22 protein-coding genes and 1 tRNA gene are annotated in these 20053 nt (G+C 37.9%); 20 read left to right on the top strand and 3 right to left on the bottom strand.

All coding sequences use genetic code 11. The features are described from left to right. Positions 1 to 56 precede the first annotated feature (56 nt). The 4 genes from A5849_RS12635 (at position 57) to eis (ending at position 2210) form a co-directional block, all read left to right on the top strand. Positions 57 to 278 carry a hypothetical protein gene (locus tag A5849_RS12635; protein ID WP_002292901.1) on the top strand — a complete coding sequence of 74 codons (222 nt, stop codon included), beginning with the start codon at positions 57 to 59 and terminating at the stop codon, positions 276 to 278. A gap of 31 nt (positions 279 to 309) precedes the next feature. Then, positions 310 to 492, top strand: coding sequence for a DUF3188 domain-containing protein (locus A5849_RS12640; RefSeq protein ID WP_002286596.1), 183 nt, complete (start codon positions 310 to 312; stop codon positions 490 to 492). Continuing rightward, positions 492 to 905, top strand: coding sequence for a DUF3284 domain-containing protein (locus A5849_RS12645; RefSeq protein ID WP_002292900.1), 414 nt, complete (start codon positions 492 to 494; stop codon positions 903 to 905). The genes A5849_RS12640 and A5849_RS12645 overlap by 1 nt, the downstream gene beginning before the upstream one ends. 123 nt (positions 906 to 1028) lie before the next feature. After that, positions 1029 to 2210, top strand: coding sequence for an enhanced intracellular survival protein Eis (gene eis, locus A5849_RS12650; RefSeq protein WP_002292899.1), 1182 nt, complete (start codon positions 1029 to 1031; stop codon positions 2208 to 2210). A 70-nt stretch (positions 2211 to 2280) separates the two neighbouring features. Here eis and A5849_RS14990 read toward each other — a convergent pair whose 3' ends face one another. After that, the gene (locus A5849_RS14990) at positions 2281 to 2445 is read right to left on the bottom strand and encodes a hypothetical protein (RefSeq protein ID WP_002286676.1); all 165 of its coding nucleotides are present in this window, start codon (positions 2443 to 2445) and stop codon (positions 2281 to 2283) included. A 153-nt stretch (positions 2446 to 2598) separates the two neighbouring features. On the opposite strand from A5849_RS14990, the gene A5849_RS12655 reads away from it, so the two are divergent. Continuing rightward, positions 2599 to 2672, top strand: a tRNA-Arg gene (locus A5849_RS12655). A 622-nt stretch (positions 2673 to 3294) separates the two neighbouring features. Beyond that, the gene (locus tag A5849_RS12660; RefSeq protein ID WP_002292897.1) at positions 3295 to 3843 is read left to right on the top strand and encodes a hypothetical protein; all 549 of its coding nucleotides are present in this window, start codon (positions 3295 to 3297) and stop codon (positions 3841 to 3843) included. Between the two features lie 147 nt (positions 3844 to 3990). Here the strand turns inward: A5849_RS12660 and A5849_RS12670 are convergent, their stop codons facing one another. Further along, complete coding sequence (locus A5849_RS12670; RefSeq protein ID WP_002292896.1) at positions 3991 to 5223, bottom strand: aminopeptidase; 1233 nt, start codon at positions 5221 to 5223, stop codon at positions 3991 to 3993. A gap of 255 nt (positions 5224 to 5478) precedes the next feature. Here A5849_RS12670 and A5849_RS12675 point away from each other — a divergent pair, with 255 nt between their 5' ends. Beyond that, positions 5479 to 6048: a TetR/AcrR family transcriptional regulator gene (locus A5849_RS12675; RefSeq protein WP_002292894.1), complete on the top strand. Its 570-nt coding sequence runs from the start codon at positions 5479 to 5481 to the stop codon at positions 6046 to 6048. 175 nt (positions 6049 to 6223) lie between these two features. Here the strand turns inward: A5849_RS12675 and A5849_RS12680 are convergent, their stop codons facing one another. Continuing rightward, a complete protein-coding gene (locus A5849_RS12680; RefSeq protein WP_002292892.1) occupies positions 6224 to 6664 on the bottom strand; it encodes a flavodoxin in 441 nt (146 codons plus the stop codon). A 157-nt stretch (positions 6665 to 6821) separates the two neighbouring features. Between A5849_RS12680 and map the strand changes: the two genes are divergently transcribed. From map to A5849_RS12745, 13 genes are all read left to right on the top strand, one after another. After that, complete coding sequence (map, locus tag A5849_RS12685; protein WP_002292891.1) at positions 6822 to 7586, top strand: type I methionyl aminopeptidase; 765 nt, start codon at positions 6822 to 6824, stop codon at positions 7584 to 7586. A gap of 31 nt (positions 7587 to 7617) precedes the next feature. Beyond that, entirely contained in the window at positions 7618 to 8541 is a 924-nt protein-coding gene (locus A5849_RS12690; RefSeq protein WP_002292890.1) for a YihY/virulence factor BrkB family protein, read from the top strand. Between the two features lie 75 nt (positions 8542 to 8616). After that, positions 8617 to 9756 (top strand): MraY family glycosyltransferase, encoded by a 1140-nt coding sequence (locus A5849_RS12695; protein WP_002292888.1) that lies wholly within the window; start codon positions 8617 to 8619, stop codon positions 9754 to 9756. Continuing rightward, entirely contained in the window at positions 9749 to 10549 is an 801-nt protein-coding gene (locus A5849_RS12700; protein WP_002292887.1) for a glycosyltransferase, read from the top strand. Before A5849_RS12695 ends, A5849_RS12700 begins: the two co-directional genes overlap by 8 nt. Beyond that, positions 10549 to 11376, top strand: coding sequence for a glycosyltransferase (locus A5849_RS12705; RefSeq protein ID WP_002310294.1), 828 nt, complete (start codon positions 10549 to 10551; stop codon positions 11374 to 11376). Before A5849_RS12700 ends, A5849_RS12705 begins: the two co-directional genes overlap by 1 nt. 4 nt (positions 11377 to 11380) lie before the next feature. Beyond that, the gene (locus A5849_RS12710) at positions 11381 to 12088 is read left to right on the top strand and encodes a glycosyltransferase family 2 protein (protein WP_002292885.1); all 708 of its coding nucleotides are present in this window, start codon (positions 11381 to 11383) and stop codon (positions 12086 to 12088) included. Positions 12089 to 12187: 99 nt separating this feature from the next. After that, positions 12188 to 13054, top strand: coding sequence for a glucose-1-phosphate thymidylyltransferase RfbA (gene rfbA / locus A5849_RS12715; RefSeq protein ID WP_002292884.1), 867 nt, complete (start codon positions 12188 to 12190; stop codon positions 13052 to 13054). Positions 13055 to 13067: 13 nt separating this feature from the next. Beyond that, positions 13068 to 13640 (top strand): dTDP-4-dehydrorhamnose 3,5-epimerase, encoded by a 573-nt coding sequence (rfbC, locus tag A5849_RS12720; RefSeq protein WP_002292883.1) that lies wholly within the window; start codon positions 13068 to 13070, stop codon positions 13638 to 13640. A 21-nt stretch (positions 13641 to 13661) separates the two neighbouring features. Then, positions 13662 to 14690 carry a dTDP-glucose 4,6-dehydratase gene (gene rfbB / locus A5849_RS12725; protein WP_002292882.1) on the top strand — a complete coding sequence of 343 codons (1029 nt, stop codon included), beginning with the start codon at positions 13662 to 13664 and terminating at the stop codon, positions 14688 to 14690. A 97-nt stretch (positions 14691 to 14787) separates the two neighbouring features. Next, a complete protein-coding gene (rfbD, locus tag A5849_RS12730; RefSeq protein ID WP_086310141.1) occupies positions 14788 to 15639 on the top strand; it encodes a dTDP-4-dehydrorhamnose reductase in 852 nt (283 codons plus the stop codon). Between the two features lie 34 nt (positions 15640 to 15673). Beyond that, complete coding sequence (locus tag A5849_RS12735; RefSeq protein WP_086310142.1) at positions 15674 to 17707, top strand: hypothetical protein; 2034 nt, start codon at positions 15674 to 15676, stop codon at positions 17705 to 17707. 43 nt (positions 17708 to 17750) lie between these two features. Next, positions 17751 to 19031 (top strand): EpaQ family protein, encoded by a 1281-nt coding sequence (locus A5849_RS12740; protein ID WP_002292878.1) that lies wholly within the window; start codon positions 17751 to 17753, stop codon positions 19029 to 19031. A 208-nt stretch (positions 19032 to 19239) separates the two neighbouring features. Continuing rightward, positions 19240 to 20046 (top strand): ABC transporter permease, encoded by an 807-nt coding sequence (locus A5849_RS12745; protein WP_002289081.1) that lies wholly within the window; start codon positions 19240 to 19242, stop codon positions 20044 to 20046. Positions 20047 to 20053 lie beyond the last annotated feature (7 nt).

Here is a 20053-nt window from a genome sequence, read left to right on the forward strand (position 1 = left end):
AGCGGGACGCTTTAAGTTTCGTTCCTCATAATGAATTTTCGAGGAGGAACTGAAAAATGATTTCAATTGCCAGTGCAATGCAACAAGATGCAATCAAAGAATTGTTAGAAGGATACAATGAAGAAGGAATGACATTTACGTTTAAAGAAAAACAAGGAATCAAAATGTTCTTTGAGACAAGTGCAGAAGATCCGGAAGCTGCGGCTAAAAAAGCAAAGGAACTAATCAAAGCACAGCCTTGGGGAACAGTCCTTTATTTTCAGTCAACAGCTGTTTAAGAAAATGGTTCAAAAAGATAGGATGGTTGATATGATAAAAAACGGTTTATTTTTATGTAGTATTGGTTCTTTGATCGTGTTGTATAGTTTGAATCCACATTCGCAAAGGTATGATTTGTATAGTATGGTCACGGGTCTTTTCCTAACAGGATTAGGAATCTACTTCTTCATGAAGGGGAAAAAAAGAGAAGAAGCAAAGGAGAAAAATAACTAATGGAAATCACAAAAAAATTAAATATTCCAGCGTCGTTTTTTTACGATAAAGTTATGGATTCTGTTCTTTTCGATGTACGTAAAGCGACCGGCAAATCAGTGACCAGAAAACAGCTGAAAAATTTGGAGTACGTCAAACAATTCTCGCAAAATAACCGGGCTCGTATAAAAATCGAAGAAGTCATTGAAAACCAGTCTTATAAGTTTCGTACATCGACAACGAAGAATGAATTCGTTGTTCATTATCAAATCAAACCAGTAGACGATTCGACCTGTGAGATTCATTACACAGAAAAAATGGAGTCTTACGGCATGCTTCAAAAGTTGAATGATATGCTTTTAGGAACGATCTTGATGTACTTTAAGCGGAGACGTTTCAAAAAAATGCTAGAGATGATCGAAGCAACGTATTAAACCATTGAAAAAATGGTACTATTTAGTTATTGAAAAATGAAGTAAGCTAGAAGAGATTTTTCAGAGGAAGCAAAGTCTTTCCTGAGATTCCTCACTAGCTTTTTTGTAGGAAGGGGCAGCAAAATGACAAAACAAGTAAGAGAGCTAGGGGGATCTTCGATTGAGGAAATGTTTGCTTTAGCCACATATGCATTTAATGGGGCAGATACACCTGAAAGGAGAGAACGTTTTCGTACACTTGCGGAGAATTCCTGGAATTACGGTTTTTTTGATGAGGAGGATCGGCTAACAAGTCAAGTCATGGCGACTCCTTTCCCAGTGAATTTTTACGGACAAGAGTATTTAATGGCCGGTATTGGCTATGTTGCTTCTTATCCTGAAGCAAGGGGACAAGGCGGAATCAATCAGATCATGGAAAAGATTCTTGAAGATTGCCGTTATCGTAAAGTAAGCTTATCTTATCTGGCGCCCTTCTCCTATCCCTTCTATCGGCGCTATGGCTATGAACAATCGTTTGATAAAATCAGTTATCAACTAAACAGTCGTGACGTGCCTTTTACCAAAAAGAAATCTGGCAAGATGAAGCGTATGAATTTCGAAGATGCAAAAGCTGCTATCAAACGAATTTATGAACAGATGCCTGAAAATCAACGAGCTGGTCTGAAGCGCGAAGACTGGTGGTATACGTATAAATTCAAGCAAAAAGGTAATTACCAGTTTGCTTTGTATTTTGATGATACTGGGGAAGCAATGGGCTATGTCGTTTACCAGCTTGCAGCGTCTTCCTTTATTATTGTGGAATGGGGATTTTTGAATCATGATGCCTTTTGCAGCCTTGTCCGCTTTGTAAGTTCCCATAACGGTGCTTTTGAAACATTTGAATATTCATGTGGCTACGGTGGCAATGATCAAAATTATCTATTAGCAAATCCATTTGCTTCTGTAACGATCACACCTTATATGATGGCGAGGATCGTGGATATTTCTTTGTTTTTGGAAAAATATCCATTTAGAAAGAAACAAGCTGCCTTTGCTCTTCAGATAGAAGAAGATCAGTATGCAAAATGGAATGAAGGAATCGTGGAAGTAACGATTAAAAATGGAAAAAACCATCTCTCAAAAGTAGAACAAACGGCGTTACCGATCGTTCGCGGAAGTATCCAACATATCACACAGCTATTATTAGGATATCGTAAAGTTGAAGAGCTGGTATTCCAAGAGAGGATACAGGTGGCAAAAGAATATGAAGAAATGTTAAGTTCGATCTTGCCACAGCAACAGCCAATCCTTAATGACTATTTTTGATAAAAAACGGGTGATGACAATATTTTTGTCACCACCCGTTTATTTTTCGTTTGACATTTGAAGGAAAATATTAAAGTAAATCCTCTTTTTTCGTAAATTTGAATTTTTTGTTTTCTTTTGTTTTAGGGTTTTCTTTTTTGTGGTCTTGGATTGCTTCTTTCGTGATCTTTTCCCGATTTTTTTTAGATGAATCTAAGCGTTCGGCATATACTTTTTCTTTTGGCTTATCATTCATTGGAAAGAACCTCCCTGTATTATTTCATTCTACTCCTAGTTTATCATCTGTTAAGAGCTAGTGGAAACGTTTTGCCTAACCTACAAGCTGATTTTTTTAGCAGATAAGCTTGCAAGTAAAAAACAAACAAGCTACAATTGATTTATTGAAATTGTTCCTGTAGCTCAGTAGGATAGAGCAATCGCCTCCTAAGCGATAGGTCGCTGGTTCGATTCCAGTCAGGAACGTATAAATAACCCCTGTATCCTTTGTGGTACAGGTTTTTTTATTTTAAAACAACAAAAATTAAATGTTTTATAATTAAAAAAACTTCATTTTTTATTGATATAAGGGTATAATTGTTGTTGAAGGAAGGTGATAAAAAAACATTTTCATTAAAACGGAAAGCAAAAAATAAAAATAAAAATGAAAGAAGGAGAAAAATTAAAAAAATGGATTCTTAGCGCTACATTGATTGTTTTACTTAGGGCTTTCGCAGATGCAAGGGTAATAGAACAAAGTGGTTTTACTGGTAGGTGTGTAGCTTTTCCAATGCTATGGAGCTAGAGCCTTTCTAGTGGGCATAAGTATGTTTAACTTTTTATGCTAATCTGGGCACATAATGTACAGGCGCACTACATAGAGAATCTCGAAAGTGGGATTAGTACTAAGTATAGTTGATACAAACAGCACTTCACAGCTAGAATAATTGGAAAGTCAGAAGTTTTTTGTTCGATTTGAAATACCTAGTTAGTTTGAATAAGTACATAAAGAATCTTCTTATTTAGCACTTAATAAAAAATATAAAAAACATTTAAAAGAGAAATTAAAGGGTTTCTCAATCTTTGATAAAAAAGGAGGAAGTAGAAAATGAAAAAAGCAAAATTGATACTTAGTACAATCGTCTTGACATCTTTATGTAGTGGTTTTTTAGGGACTGGGACGGTGGATGCCAGTGAATATAATAATAAAGTTGTTTCGCTTCGAGCTGCTAGTGATACAACGCTTACTGTGTCACGCATACCTCATAATCCTATTCTATATTTTGAAATTTCAATGGAAAATTATAATCAATCTGACTCAACCCAACGTTGGGTAATGGAGTACAATGCAAATGCCGGTGGTTATTATATCCGGGAGCAGATTCCGGGAAGTATGAATTTTACACCGCAATATATTTGGGATAGTGGAGGAAGCTTTTTGGACTTCTCGGGTAACAAAGAGAGGGTAGGGACTCTGTGGAAGTTATATTCAGCCGGACAGAATTCGTTGGGAAATATATTTTTTATAGAAAATATGTCAAACGGGAACTATATGAGTTGGACCAGAGGAGGTCATACTGATCGGGCGTTGAGGTCTACTGCATTTGATTGGAATTGGGAGCAAAGATTCATTGTACAAGTTGAAGGAGAAGTTTAAAAGAGAAAAATGGAAGTACACTAATACGTTCAATCTTTTTGACTTATATCTAGAGAGTGGGGCAATAATCAGATTTTTTTCTGACTATTGTCCCACTCTCTTTTTTATATATTTTTCGTTATTTTATTTGTGCTAACAAGATTTTGCTCAAGCCCAATCTCCATTACGGAAAATCGGTACTGTAGAACCGTCTTCGCGGATACCATCGATATCCATCTTGTCAGATCCTACCATGAAATCTACGTGGGTTTGACTTCTATTCAAACCAGCTTCTGCTAATTCTTCATCGGACATTTCTGTACCGCCTTTCACACTGAAGGCATAAGCAGATCCTAAGGCTAAATGGTTCGATGCGTTTTCATCAAATAGTGTATTGAAGAAAATGATACCAGATTGAGAAATAGGTGAAGGGTCAGGAACAAGTGCCACTTCTCCTAGACGACGCGCACCTTCATCGGTATCAAGCAATTTTTCTAAGACATCTTCGCCTTGTTCGGCAGAAAAGTCAACTACTTTTCCATCTTTGAAAGTAAATTTCATACCAGAGATGATCGTACCAGCATAACTCAGTGGTTTTGTACTTGAAATATACCCATCTACACGATGACTGTCAGGAGCGGTGAACACTTCTTCTGTTGGCATATTTGCCATGAATTTTTCCCCTCGAGCATTGTAGCTTCCAGCACCTTCCCAAAGATGGTTTTTAGGCAATCCAATGATGATATCCGTACCAGGAGCAGTGTAGTGCAGGGCAGAAAATTGTTCTTGATTCAATTCTTCTGCTTTTTTTGCTAATTTCTCATCGTGTTTTTTCCATGCTAAAACAGGGTCTTCTTCGTAGACACGAGTTGTTTTAAAAATTTGATCCCATAATGCATCAACTTGTTCTTCTTCTGGCAGATCTGGAAAAACTTTTGCTGCCCATTGTTTACCAGCAGCAGCTACAACAGTCCAACTGACTTTATTTGCCTGAGTTGCCTTGCGCAAATTCATTAGTGCTTTACCGGCAGCTGCTTGATAAGTTGCTACTCGGTGGCTGTCTACACCGGCAAACGCATCAGGATCGGCAGAAACGACACTGATCCTGCTTGCTCCTTTTTCAAGCCATTCATCCGCTTGAACGATTTTAGATTGTGGTACATCCTCAATACGATCTGTTGCTGCATGTAAAAGAAATTCTCTTTGAATCTGATCATCTGTCCACTGAACGATGACTTCAGCAGCTCCTAATTTGTAAGCTTCTTGTGTGATCAAGCGAGCAAGGGGTGCTTGGTCTACACTGATCTGTAAAACGACTGTGTGACCTTTTTCTGTGGCCACGCCAGTTTCTGCAATTAAGCGTGCATATTTTTTTAGAAGTTCATTAAAATTCGATAACATAATAAAAATTCCTCCTCACCATTTTTTCTGGTAACTATTAGCATGATACCATTTAATCATGATTCAAACAATGTAGCTTTAAATAAAAAAAGGAGGTTATTTTTTTCTGGTTGCGTTTCACGTTCTATGACACGACTTGCTATTTTAGCTTGTGAAGAAAATCGAAAACTAATTTTGCATATCAAAAAAAACATGTTACAATGAAATTAATCAATGGTGGAAGCGTTATAAAAAAATTGAGGAGATTAAAAAAATATGGCAAGAAAAAAGACGATTACTAAAGAACAGATTTTGGCAGCTGCTTATGAAGTAGCTGCCACCGAGGGATTTACACGATTTACTGCGAGAAACATTGCGAACAAAATGAATTGTTCCACGCAGCCGATCTATCTTGAGTTCAAAAATATGGATGACTTGAGACAAGCACTTTTTGAGCAAATCTATGATTATTTGCAATACGAAGTGTTTCCAGTTGAGCATACAGGAAATACGATTATCGATCTTGCTTTTAATTATATCCATTTTGCAAGAAGAGAGAAGAAGTTGTATCGTTCACTGTACTTAGAAGAATATGGTGGAGGAAAAGAGATGCAAAATTTCTCTTATACTTACTTTGTGAATACAGTGAAACGGGACCCAGCCTACGCGGATCTTTCAGAAGAACAGATCGAATCCTTGCATAACGGTACATGGATCATAGCTACCGGGATTGCAGCTTTGATGTCTTCAAGCATTATCCATCCAACTGATGAGCAGATTGAAAAAATGATCCAAGACAGCATTGATGCAATCTTGAATCTCAAAGAACCAATCGAAATCGATTGAATATACTCAAGAGTTTCGCCAATCAGTAGATAACAAGAGATGTGTCAACATAAGGAAAATTTCGTTTTTCTTACAGCGTATACATTTTTAACTCCCGAAGAACTCTTCCATGAATACAATAAAAGAGCCGTCTAGATTGATTCAATCTGGACGGCTCTTTTATATCTCAAGCATATTAAAGTTTTGCGACTAATTCTTTAGCGAAAGCTTCTAGATTTTCGATATCTTCTTCCTCAGCATTTAAGTCTACTTTTACATTTTCTGCGCCTTTTGATGCGCCTGTTTTTCCAAAAGCAGCATCGAAGTCATCCACTGATTTACAGAATTCATCGTAAAAAGTATCTCCAGATCCGCAGACGCCGTAGATTTTCCCTGATAGATCCAACTCTTGCAAGTCTTCATAAAAATCTACAATCTCATCAGGAAGATCGCCATCATCGTATGTATAAGTAGCTACGACGCAAATATCTGCCTCCTCGAATTCATCTGCATCTACTTGGGTACATTCGTTGATTTCGACTTCGATATCCATATTTTCAAATGCTTCTGCAACAATATCGGCGATTTCTTCAGTATTTCCTGTCATGCTAGCATATACGATTTTTGCTAAAGCCATGATGTGCCTCCTTGTTTAAAATTATTTAACAATTATGAATTATACCAAAACATCGTTGAAAAGAAAATAAAACCTAGAGACACATGGGAAATGTCATTTGGCTAAATGTATGCCGCTATGTTAAAATGAGAGAGATTTGTAAAAAGGAGACGAAAATATGATTACTTTAAAATCAGCACGTGAAATTGAAATGATGGCAGAATCTGGCGCTTTATTGGCAGATGTACATAAAAATCTGCGTGATTTTATCAAACCAGGCATAACAAGTTGGGATATTGAGGTATTTGTCAGAAACTATATCGAGAGTCATGGAGGAATCGCTGCGCAAATTGGCTTCGAAGGGTATGAATATGCGACTTGTATCAGTATCAATGATGAAATTTGTCATGGATTTCCTCGTAAAAAACCTTTGAAAAGCGGCGATTTGGTAAAAGTCGACATGTGTATCGATTTGAAAGGCGGCATTTCCGATTCTTGTTGGGCTTATGTAGTAGGAGAATCTACACCTGAGATCGACCGATTGATGGAAGTAACGAAGAAAGCATTGTACATCGGTATTGAGCAAGCACAAGTAGGAAATCGAATCGGCGACATCGGTCATGCTATCCAGACATATGTAGAAGGTGAAAATCTAGCGATCGTCCGTGATTTTATTGGTCATGGCGTTGGTCCGACGATCCATGAAGAACCAGCCGTTCCTCATTACGGAGAAGCTGGAAAAGGTTTGCGATTGAAAGAAGGTATGGTCATCACGATCGAGCCTATGGTCAATACCGGAACTTGGAAAATGAAAATGGATCCTAATGGTTGGACTGCTTATACAAGAGACGGCGGACTATCTTGCCAATATGAACATACATTGGCTATTACTAAAGATGGCCCTAGAATCTTGACATCACAAGGAGAAGAAGGTACCTATTGATTCAGCCAATTAATAGGTACGGGAGAGGTACATGAAAGTTTGGAACAAAATAAAACAAAATGAAAATCTGATGCGCTTTATTGAGACGACTCAAAAGCGCATCACTGATTCAGAAATGAGTACGACCTCGGTTGTCGTTGCTTATTATTTACTCTTGTCTTTATTTCCATTGATTATTGCTTTTGGTAATATTTTGCCGTTTCTCCATATCGATCAAGAGACTGTGCTGACCTATTTACGAGAAGTGATTCCTGAGACCGTTTACCAGTTTATTGGTCCTGCAATCAAGGACCTTTTGACACAAAGTTCAGGCGGTTTGCTATCCGTTTCTGCTTTAGCGGCCTTGTGGTCTGCCAGTCAAAGTATTAACGCTTTACAAATTGCGATGAATAAAGCGTATGGCGTAGAAAATAGAAAAAATTTTTTGATCGTTCGCTTCTTCTCGCTGATCGTAATCGTCTTGTTCATGATTGCCATTAGTGGAGTAACTATCGTTCTTGGTTTAGGACAGCTGATTTTAGATGCTATCCAACCGATTGTACAAATACCTGTGAACTTTATTGATCAGTTCCAAACCTTGAAATGGCCAATCACATTGGTGGCTTTATTTGTCATCATGTTCTTGATTTATTTAATTGTCCCTAATGCTCAGTTGAAGTTGAAGACGATTATTCCAGGTACGATCTTCGCTACCGTCGGCTGGATGCTGTTATCACAAGTGTTTAGTATCTATGCCAGATATTTTGCAACGAGGATCAGCGGTTATCAGATCATAGGAAGTTTTATTGTCCTCATGCTTTGGCTTAATTTTGCTGCTACGATCATCATTTTGGGCGGAATCATCAATGCAGTTGTTCAAGAATACGTGACGGGACATCAAATCAAAAAACGTCGAGATCCAAGCCGAAAATGGTTCAATAAATTGAAAGCTAAATTTTCTCATAAAAAAAAGTAGAAACAAGAGTTCTTATTGTAAATTTATATCAGTAATTTATAATAATTATGACTCTTAATTAAAGTAGGTGCCCATATGCTTGTTTCTTTTAGTATGGTTATAAGATTTTTTCTGACAATTTTATTATCACTGATATTAACACCTGTATTTAAAATCATTTCAGTACAAACGGGTATGGTCGACAAACCAAATGAAAGAAGGATAAACAAAGTTCCAATGCCTTCCGCAGGCGGACTGCCCATTTTTATTTCATTTGTTATATCGACTTTATTCTTATTCCGTAAAATCATTCCACAATCGTATATTGTGCCGATCTTGCTCGCTTCTTTGGTGATCATCGTCACAGGAGTACTCGATGATAAATTTGAGTTGACGCCTAAACAAAAGAGTGTAGGGATCTTGCTTGCCTCTCTTATTATTTATTTTGTAGCAGATATACGTATTGATTCCTTTACGCTTCCTTTTATTGGCTATGTTCAATTAGGATGGCTTAGTTTCCCTGTAACGATTTTTTGGATCTTCGGTATCACGAACGCAGTCAATCTGATTGACGGTTTAGACGGGTTAGCGGCAGGGATTTCATTGATTGGTTTAATCACGATAGGCATCATTGGGTATTTTTTCCTTCATGCTTCCACAGTGTACATCCCGGTCGTTATTTTCTGTCTTGTAGCAAGTATTATCGGATTTTTCCCGTACAATTTTTATCCGGCAAAGATTTATTTAGGCGATACAGGAGCGTTATTCTTAGGGTTCATGATGGCCGTCCTTTCACTACAAGGGCTGAAGAACGTAACTTTTGTTTCGTCAATTTCTCTACTGATCGTCATGGGCGTTCCGGTAACAGATACGTTTTTTGCTATCATTAGAAGAAAAGCAAACCGTGTTTCTTTTTCTACAGCAGATAAAAAACATCTTCATCACCGACTAATCAGTTTAGGATTTACTCATAAAGGTGCCGTCCTGACGATTTATGCGATGGCTTTGATGTTTTCTTTCACAGCTATGGTCATGAATTATACTGGAAGAATCGGAACGATTGTATTGATTATTGCTATGCTATTTGCTGCAATTTTATTATTTGAATTGATTGGTCTGATTAACGAGAAACATCAGTTTATTTTAAAAACATTGCGATTTTTAGGGAATAAAGAGTATCGTACGCAAGTAAAACAGAAATATTTGAAGAAATGGAACCGTCATATAGATGAATAACAAATTAAACCAGCCAATTCTTATTAGTATTGTAACGGCGAACAGTGATAAGATTTTTCGGACACTAGATAATTTTATTTCCACTGTAAAAGATGAAACAGCGATAAAAATTCGGATTTTTGACAACAACTCCCTTCCGGAATATAAAAGCAGACTAAAAGAATATGTGACATATCCGTATATCGAAATCTATTTTCATGATGAAAATTCCGGATTCGGTTATGGACATAATCACAATCTGCTGAAGAGCGATTGCCACTATGGCATTATTTGTAATCCAGATATTTTAGTGGATGAAGAAACAGTTACAGCATTGGTGTTGTTACTGAAAGAACATCCCGAATGCGCGATGTTAGCACCTAAGATTCTTAATGAAGATGGGACCACTCAGCACCTCATCCGTGAGCGGCTGGCTGTTTTTGATTATGTTTTGCGCTTTGTGCCTTTCAAATGGGTCAAAAAAAGGTTTGATAAACGGCTAGCTGTCTTTGAATGCCGTGGCTTGCCCACTGATGTTGATAGTTATGTGCGAATGATCTCGGGCAGTTTTATGGTAGCTGATATTGATAAATTTAAAGAGATAAGGGGATTTGATGAGCGTTTCTTCATGTACTTTGAAGATAATGACTTGTGCTTGAGTTTTGAAAAAGCAGGTTACAAATTATTGTACACACCCTTTTATGCAGTCGTCCATTTTTATGGAAAGGGTGCACATCGAAATGCAAAACTTTTTCGTGTGTTTTTGACTTCTATGATGAAATTTTTCAATAAGTGGGGGTGGCGTTTTTTCTGATGAAACCAGAAATAGTAGTAGTAGTCGTGCTATATCAGCAACTATTCAGCCAATCTCCAACTTATGAACCATTAAGCAAAGCACTTAGCGAAAAGCATATTCAGCTTGTTATTTACGATAATAGTCCTCAAAGACAGCAAAATGAGCTGTTTGAAAAAGAAAACACCATTTACTATCATGATCCGCAAAACCCTGGATTAGCGGCGGCTTATAATTATGCGTTGTCTCAAGCAAATGAAAGAACACGTTGTATCGTTACATTGGATCAGGATACGAGGCTAGTCGACGACTATTTTGAAATCTTGCGTAAGGTAGCTTTTACAGATGAATGTGTTGCTGCAGTTCCGATGATTTTTTCTGGGGGACGGCAAGTTTCTCCCGTCTATTCAAATCATTATATCAATCGTACAGCACAAGCAGTAGAAGTAGACGGTACGACAGCTGAAAGAATCATGGCAATCAATTCAGGTGTGGCATGGTCTGTCAAATTTCTAAAAAAGATTGGCGGGTTTAATCCTGCTTTTTCTTTAGATTTTTTGGACCATTGGCTGTTTTGGAAAGTGAATCAGTTGGAAAAAATGGTGGAGATACTACCAGTACGACTGGAACATGATCTTTCGGTATTAGACTATGAAAAAGTTTCAAGCAATAGATACCGTTCTATTTTACAAGCAGAAAATCGATTTTATCATGAATATGATCAAAGACATTTATCCAGTCACCGACAACAATTATTGTTAAGAACAGTTAAACAGTTTTTGACCGTCAAAAACCGGCATATCTGGCGGATGACTTTGCGCTCATATGTTAAGAATTGGAAGGTGTGAATTCGTGCGTTCGGTTTGTATAGCTACCTTTAATGGGGGCAGATATTTAAGAGAGCAGTTGGATAGTATTTTATCTCAGCTTTCAGCAGAAGATGAAGTGATTATTTCTGATGATGGATCAGTAGATGATACATGGGATATATTGACTGAATACGCAGAAAAAGATAGACGGATAAAGCTTTTTTCAGGACCTCGTCAAGGGTTAATCGCTAATTTTGGCTATGCGATTCAGCAGACGAAAGGAGAGCTAATCTTTTTGGCAGATCAAGATGATGTTTGGTTAGAGACAAAAGTGAAAAAAATCACTGACTATTTTGAACAGCATCCGGATCAGTTAGTAGTCGTTTCAGATTTGATCATTGTGAACAGTAAGCTGCAAGAGATCCATGCTTCCTATTTTTCATTCCGAAATTCCAAAGAAGGATGGGTCAATAATGTGATACGAAGTCATTATATTGGTGCAGGTATGGCTTTTCGCTCTTCGTTGAAATCCGATATTTTGCCGATTCCCTCAGAAGTGCCTATGCATGACATGTGGATCGGTTTGTTGGGAGGAAGGAAGACTGGGTTTCTGAGAGAACCTTTGACACTGTATCGAAGACATGATTTAAATGCGAGTGAGATTGAAACGCATTCTAAATTACGCCAAAAAATTTCCTGGCGTGTTCATCTGATTACGGCGTTGATCAAACGAAAATGGTTTAAACGTTGATAAAAGATGTTTAAATCCTTAATATTTCCATGACAAATATAACGATTGATGAGATAATAGCAAAGTGAAATTTGAAATCAAAAAGGAGAGCATATATCCATGAAGGGAATCATTCTGGCTGGGGGCAGCGGAACACGTCTGTACCCTTTAACAAAGGCAACATCGAAACAATTGATGCCGATTTATGACAAACCAATGATTTATTATCCAATGTCTACTCTGATGTTGGCGGGAATCAAAGAAATTCTGATTATTTCAACGCCACAAGATACACCACGTTTCAAGGAATTGTTTGGAAACGGAAATGATTTAGGACTGCAGATCGAATATGCAGTACAAGAAAGTCCAGATGGATTGGCACAAGCATTTATCATTGGAGAAGAATTTATTGGAGATGATAGTGTCTGCTTGGTATTAGGAGACAATATTTACTACGGTGGCGGTCTGTCTAAAATGTTGCAACGAGCAGCTTCAAAAGATGCAGGCGCGACAGTATTTGGCTATCATGTCAATGATCCAGAACGCTTTGGTGTAGTAGAATTTGATGAGAATATGCAAGCTTTGTCGATTGAAGAAAAGCCTGCTCAGCCAAAATCAAATTACGCAGTAACTGGCCTTTATTTTTATGACAATGAGGTGATTTCTATTGCTAAAGGAATCAAACCGTCAGAACGTGGAGAATTAGAAATCACAGATGTCAATAAAGCATATTTGGATAAAGGAAAATTATCTGTAGAACTTATGGGACGCGGATTTGCTTGGCTTGATACAGGAACACATGAATCATTGCTTGAAGCATCTACCTTTATCGAAACGATTGAAAAACGTCAGAATTTAAAAGTGGCTTGTTTGGAAGAAATTGCTTACCGTATGGGCTACATTGATAAAGAACAACTGCTAGCCCTTGCACAGCCTTTGAAAAAAAATCAATACGGTCAATATTTATTGAATTTGGCCGCTGAATAAGGAGTTCCTACAGATGAAAGTAACAGATACAAAATTAACAGATGTAAAAATCGTGGAAATGGATGTCTTTGGCGACCATCGCGGTTTTTTTACAGAAAGCTATTCAAAAGCAAAATTTGCAGAACATGGATTAGATTATGACTTTGTTCAAGACAATCATTCGTTATCTGCTGAAGCTGGTGTTCTTCGGGGGCTCCATTTCCAAAAAGGAGAAGCTGCACAGACAAAATTGATTCGTGTGGTTACTGGAGCAGTTTTAGACGTAGTAGTGGACATCCGCAAAGGCAGCCCGACTTATGGTCAATGGGACGGATTTATCTTATCTGAACATAATCATCGTCAGTTGCTTGTACCTAAAGGATATGCACATGGATTCGTTACTTTGACACCAAACGTGAACTTCCTTTACAAGTGTGATAATTACTATAATGCAGAAGCAGATGGAGGCATCGCATTTGATGATCCAGATTTAGCGATTGATTGGCCAATTGATCCATCAAGAGCGATTATGTCGGAAAAAGATCACCGTCATCCGACATTAAAAGAATTTGAAGCAGAAAATCCATTTGTTTACGGAGAAATCTAAGAATTAAGGAGAAATTTTCTTATGAAAAACATCATTGTTACCGGAGGTGCCGGATTCATCGGCTCTAATTTCGTTCATTACGTGGTAAACAATCATCCAGAAGTGCATGTCACTGTTTTGGATAAACTGACTTATGCAGGAAACAAAGAGAACTTGGCTGGACTTCCTAGCGATCGCGTAGAATTAGTCGTAGGAGATGTTGCAGATGCAGAATTAGTGGACCGTCTAGTAAAAGAAGCGGATGCAGTTGTTCATTACGCGGCAGAATCCCATAACGATAATTCATTAAAAGATCCTTTCCCATTTGTACAAACGAATATCATTGGTACGTATACACTTTTAGAAGCTTGCCGCAAGTATGATGTACGCTACCATCACGTATCTACTGACGAGGTTTACGGAGATCTTCCATTACGTGAAGACCTACCGGGACATGGAGAAGGCGAAGGAGAAAAATTCACTGCCGAAACACCATATAATCCTTCAAGCCCATATTCTTCTACAAAAGCTGGTTCAGATCTGTTAGTAAAAGCGTGGGTACGTTCTTTTGGCTTACGTGCAACTATTTCAAATTGTTCAAACAACTATGGTCCTTACCAGCATATTGAAAAATTTATACCTCGCCAAGTAACGAACATTTTAAGCGGTATTCGTCCAAAACTATACGGTGAAGGGAAAAATGTTCGTGACTGGATCCATACAAATGATCATTCTTCAGCAGTGTGGTTGATCTTGACAAAAGGCAGAATTGGCGAAACCTATCTGATCGGTGCGGACGGCGAAGAAGATAATAAGACCGTGATGGAATTGATCTTAGAAATGATGGGTCAACCAAAAGACGCATACGACCATGTAAACGACCGTGCAGGGCACGATTTGCGTTATGCAATCGATTCGACAAAATTGCGAGAAGAGCTAGGTTGGCAGCCTGAGTTTACGAACTTCCGTGATGGGTTGGCTGACACGATCAAATGGTACGAAGAACATGAAGACTGGTGGAAAAAAGAAAAAGAGGCCGTTGAAGCAGCATATGCCAAAAATGGACAATAATACAGAGGAAATTTCACTGTATTAATGGAAAAACACATGTGAGGCAGGCGCTCGCCTGTCTCTTTTTTAAAATAAAAATCAAGGAGCGGATAACCATATGTTTTTATTAACTGGAGGAAATGGACAATTAGGTACAGAATTGCGTCATTTATTAGATGAAAAAAATCTGCCATATGTTTCAACAGATGCAAAAGACTTGGATATCACAGATGCCGAGAAAACAATGTCTTATATTACAGAATTAAAACCGGATGTTATTTTCCATTGCGCAGCTTACACAGCAGTAGATAAAGCAGAAGATGAAGCAAAAGAATTAGATGAGAAAATCAATGTCGATGGCACAAGAAATGTAGCACTTGCAGCAAAAGCTGTGAATGCTCAATTCGTCTATATCAGTACAGACTATGTCTTCGATGGAAAAAACAAAAATGTAGAGTACGAAGTAGATGACCAAACGAATCCACTAAATGAATATGGTCGTACGAAATTATTAGGTGAAAAAGCAGTAGAAGAGATTTTAGAAGACTATTATATCATACGAACTTCTTGGGTTTTCGGGATTTATGGACACAATTTCGTCTTCACGATGCAACGCCTAGCGGAAACCCGCGACAAACTGACTGTAGTAAATGACCAGTTCGGGCGGCCAACTTGGACACGTACTTTGGCAGAATTTATGGTATATGTCATCGAAGAAAAAGCACCATTCGGTATTTATCATTTGTCGAATGAAAATAGCTGTTCTTGGTATGAATTTGCCAAAGAAATATTGAAAGATACAGATGTGGAAGTAGCGCCTGTTACATCGGAAGAATTTCCACAAAAAGCAACGCGTCCGCAGTATTCAGTCATGAGCCTGAAAAAGACAGAAGCGTTAGGATTTGTCATACCAACTTGGCAAGAAGCACTTGCGCAAATGCTGGAAGCTGCCAAAAAAATGAATAAGTAATTTCCTTTTTATCAAATAGAATTTGGAGCATGATATGGAAAAACAAACAAGAAGTGCACGACGAAAAGAAAAACCAAAAGCGAATCAGGCAGATTCGAATTTGGTGCTTGACCTGTTTCTAAAACTCCGATACCTTATTGGCGTTTTAGTCATCGTGGTCATTGTTACTTTTAATTTAAACGGAAGTTCACTTGGTGTTTGGGATAAATATGTGTCGCAAAGAGACGATGGGAAAAAAACTGATGTGATTTTTGGACAGAATCGGGAAGTACGGTCAGATGAATGGCTGGTGCAGACACCTTTTTACCTCTCACAAGCTGAAGAGGACTTTCCGTTGGTGAACGAAGATTATTCACTGAACGGACAAAACATGATCATTGCGTATAATTCTCCTGTAAAGGATATTACGGTTATCGGAAAACCATTCAACTGGGGATTCTTTTTCCTCGGAAGAGATCGAGGCCTTTCCTTTTATTGGGCGATGAAATTAGTCGTCATGGTCTTGCTTGGATTCGAAGTACTGATGATATTAACGAAGAGAAAAAAAGCTCTATCGCTGATCGGTGCATTTGCGCTGACATTTTCTCCCGCAGTCCAGTGGTGGTTCATGCAGCATGTGGGCGATTTGATTTTCTTTACTTTGGGATTGATGACTGCTTTTTATCATTATTTCTACAATCATGATAAAAAATGGCTACGAACGTTGATGATGCTTTTGGTAGTTATTTTCGGTATTGGGTTTATTTTAGTGATTTACCCAGCCCATCAAGTGATGCTGGCGTACTTGCTGATTTTTTATTTTGTTGGCCTGCTTATTTACTACAGCAAGAAAATTTCTTGGGATCTGTTGGATGTAGTGTTGATTGGAGGGGCAGTTTTATTTATTGGCGGAGTCATGGTTCATTTCTGGTTGACGTCAAAAGACGCATTGTTAGCTTCTTTGAATACCTTATATCCAGGAAAACGAGTCAGTACCGGTGGAAAGTGGACGATTGGCGAATTTTTTTCTTTCCTGACAAACTGGAAAATTCCTTTTGAAGACATCAACTATTCGAATAACTCTGAAGTGGCTTTGTTCTATCACTTCTTTTCAACTGTATTCCTAGCCAGTCCATTTGTGTTATTTGGCAAAAAAGATAGTGAACAAAAGTTATTGGGACGTATTTTGATGATTTTTTGTCTGTTTTCTATCTTTTGGATTACCGTTGGATTGCCAAAATGGCTAGCAGAAATTACTCTGCTGTCTTATGTTCCTCCTTTAAGAGCCATCCTTACTTTTAGTTTTGCGGCTTGCCTATTATCAATTTGGTTCATCGCTTATATTTGGAGAGAAGATGTTATTCCTATTTGGTATAAATTCATTTTACTGGCAGTAAACGCATGGTCTTATTTCTATGCAATTACTCATTCGAAGATGGATAATTATTTTTCAGATTTCGAAACCATCGCAGTTGCTGTGTTGGGAACAGTGATTCTAGCTTTTGCATTATTTGGCTGGAGACGCTCGTTTTATCTTGCTTTTACCACCGTGATCATCGCATCTGGTTTCTTTGTCAATCCAGTCGTAGAAGGTACTGGAGCGATTTTTGAAAAAACACTGGCAAAAGAAATCCGAAAAATCGATCAACAAGACCCTGGCAAAGTCTGGTTGACTGAAGATGAACTGTATAATTTCACCCCAACTTTGGGTGTGAAATCTTTCAATACAGTCCGCTTTTATCCAGATATGGCTGCATGGAAGAAAATCGATCCAAAAGAAGAACATGAGAAGTATTATAATCGGTATGCTCACACAAGAGCTTTTATCGCTAAGGAAGATACAAAGTTCATTTTAGATCGTCCAGATATGTTCTCGGTCACGTTGAATTTTGAAGACGCAGAAAAATTAGGGATCAACTATGTAATCAGTAAGCGACCGTTAACTGATTACAATCAGTTATATGAAGCTCAATTCACACAACTATATGGACCGGACAAAGATGGTTATATGATTTTTAAAGTAGAATATCCGGATTATCCAGATGTACCACAAACACAAACTCAGGAAAATCAGCTAGTCTTACAGTAATGGGCTAGCTGAGAATAACCCTGAAGTATTATTAGAAAGGAGAGTGGAGATAATTCAAGCAATCGTACAAAAATTTGTCAACAAAATGAGTGCTGGTTTCTTGCTTTTGTTGCTGACGCTGGTCTTTTCTGTTTGGACAGCAGGATTAAGCTTCCCAACCACTTTGTTTATATATAACAACAGTTCGCTACTTATCACTTTTAGTGTGGCTATTTTGCTCATTTTAAATGTTTATAAAGCAAAAGGCGTCGATTTTCTTTATCTAGGTGTTGCGCTTGCACTTTTCATTTTCTTTTCTTACTTTCGGGAATTAAGAAATGAGTCTTTATTTGGAGATTTACTGTTTCCTTTGATTATTTTATTTTGTTTAGTAATTAAATGGATTGAGTGGACAAAATGGGATCGCGGTATTTATCTGCTTGTCTTTACGGTCTTCCTCGGAATCACATTATATCGTGTATTTACAGAGATCCAAGTACCAGAAGGACAAAGCATCTGGACTCCAGGCAATTCGCTTTCTGATATTTGGATCAATACGAATACAATCGGAAGTTCTTTGATGACTCTTGCTTTATTGATCAGCGGATTTGCCAGTTCTTTTGAACGGTGGTATGTTCGTATCATCGGTGCGATAGCAGTCGTTGCAGCCTTTTTAGGCATTTGGGTCTGTCAATCAAGAGGCGCATTAGTTGCATTGATTGTTTTTGCGATATTGGATCTTTTCCCTAAATCATTGATGCGTGTCATTCGTGCGCCGTTTATTGCCTATACGGCTACGATTCTTTTAGCTTTACCGATTTCTTATCTAGCCGCTGTTTCCGAAAAAGTCAATTTGTTTACCGGTCGAGAAGATATTTGGCATAAATTCTATCAGACGCTAGGAGAAAAATCTGAGCAAGTTTTACTTGGGATGAAAACATTCATCTTCCAACGAGGAAACCAATTTTTAGGAAACCACAATAGTTATAATTCTATTTTGAATATCTATGGGTTAATAGGGTTTGGAATTGCTGCTTTGCTGCTTATCCTTTTTATTGGTCGCTTAACGTTGAAAGCAGATTTATCCAACGGGCAGATGACTTTTATCTGGGCCTTTTTTGCGGTGATGATGCAGTCATTTATGGAGGATACATTGACTTCATACCCGTGGGTTCCGATTATTTATATCCTGTTGGCTATGGCCGTTCATCGCTATGACGAAACGAAAGTTATGGAAGAATACTATGACATAGAAGAGCCATATGACGACATGAATGCTGGAGATCCAAGTTATGAGGAACAACCAGATAGCGCTCATTCTTCCAGGATCCAACGCTATCATTGATAGGCGCAAAATACGAGAGAGGCTGTGACAACCGTCGCAGCCTTTTTTGGTTTATTGCAATTGTCTAGCATCTTCTGTAAAATAGAAACGTTAGAGAAAATCTTGTATCATAGAAAATTAAGAAATAAATAAGAACGCAGCTCGGTACCAAAAATATGGTAAAATGGCACTTGACTGTAATTCACTGAAATCGCTTGGAGGAACACAAATGTTTAAAGATTTGTATTTATTTATGAAGGACATTTATCAGAACAGAAAATTACTGCTACAGTTTTCGATCAATGACTTCAAATCAAGATATGCAGGATCGTTTTTAGGGATCTTATGGGCGTTTATCAATCCGTTATTTACTGTATTGATTTATTGGCTGGTATTTGGCGTTGGATTGAAAGCACAAATGATCGATGCAAAATACCCATTTATCGTATATTTAGTTACAGGGATGATTCCTTGGTTCTTCTTCTCTGATGCCTTTGCATCAACTACGGTTGTTTTTCGGGAATATACTTATTTAGTAAAGAAAGTCGTATTCAATATTCGTATCTTGCCCACGACGAAAATCCTATCTAATCTGTACACCCATTTATTCTTCATTCTGATTGGCATAGCTGTTGCGCTTATAAATGGTATATATCCTTCAGCCATGTCTTTACAGCTGATTTACTATCTATTTTGCATGTGTGCTTTCTTGACAGGATTGACTTGGCTGACAGCATCCATCCAACCATTTTTACCAGACATCATGCAATTGATTACGATCGTCCTGCAGTTGATTATGTGGACATTGCCGATATTATGGAGCCCGAACCAGTTTGACTCAGGTCTTGTAAGCATATTGAAATTAAATCCGCTGTACTATGTTGTTCAAGGCTATCGTGAGTCGTTTTTAAGTGAAGCTTGGTTCTGGGAGCATGGAACATATACTTTGTATTTCTGGGTGTTCACGTTAGTAATGTTCGTAATCGGCTCTGCAGTGTTCCGTAGATTGAAACCACATTTTTCAGATGTGCTGTAAGGAGAAT

Origin of the sequence: Enterococcus sp. 10F3_DIV0382 (genome assembly GCF_002140245.1) — a bacterium.
GTDB lineage: Bacteria > Bacillota > Bacilli > Lactobacillales > Enterococcaceae > Enterococcus_B > Enterococcus_B lactis.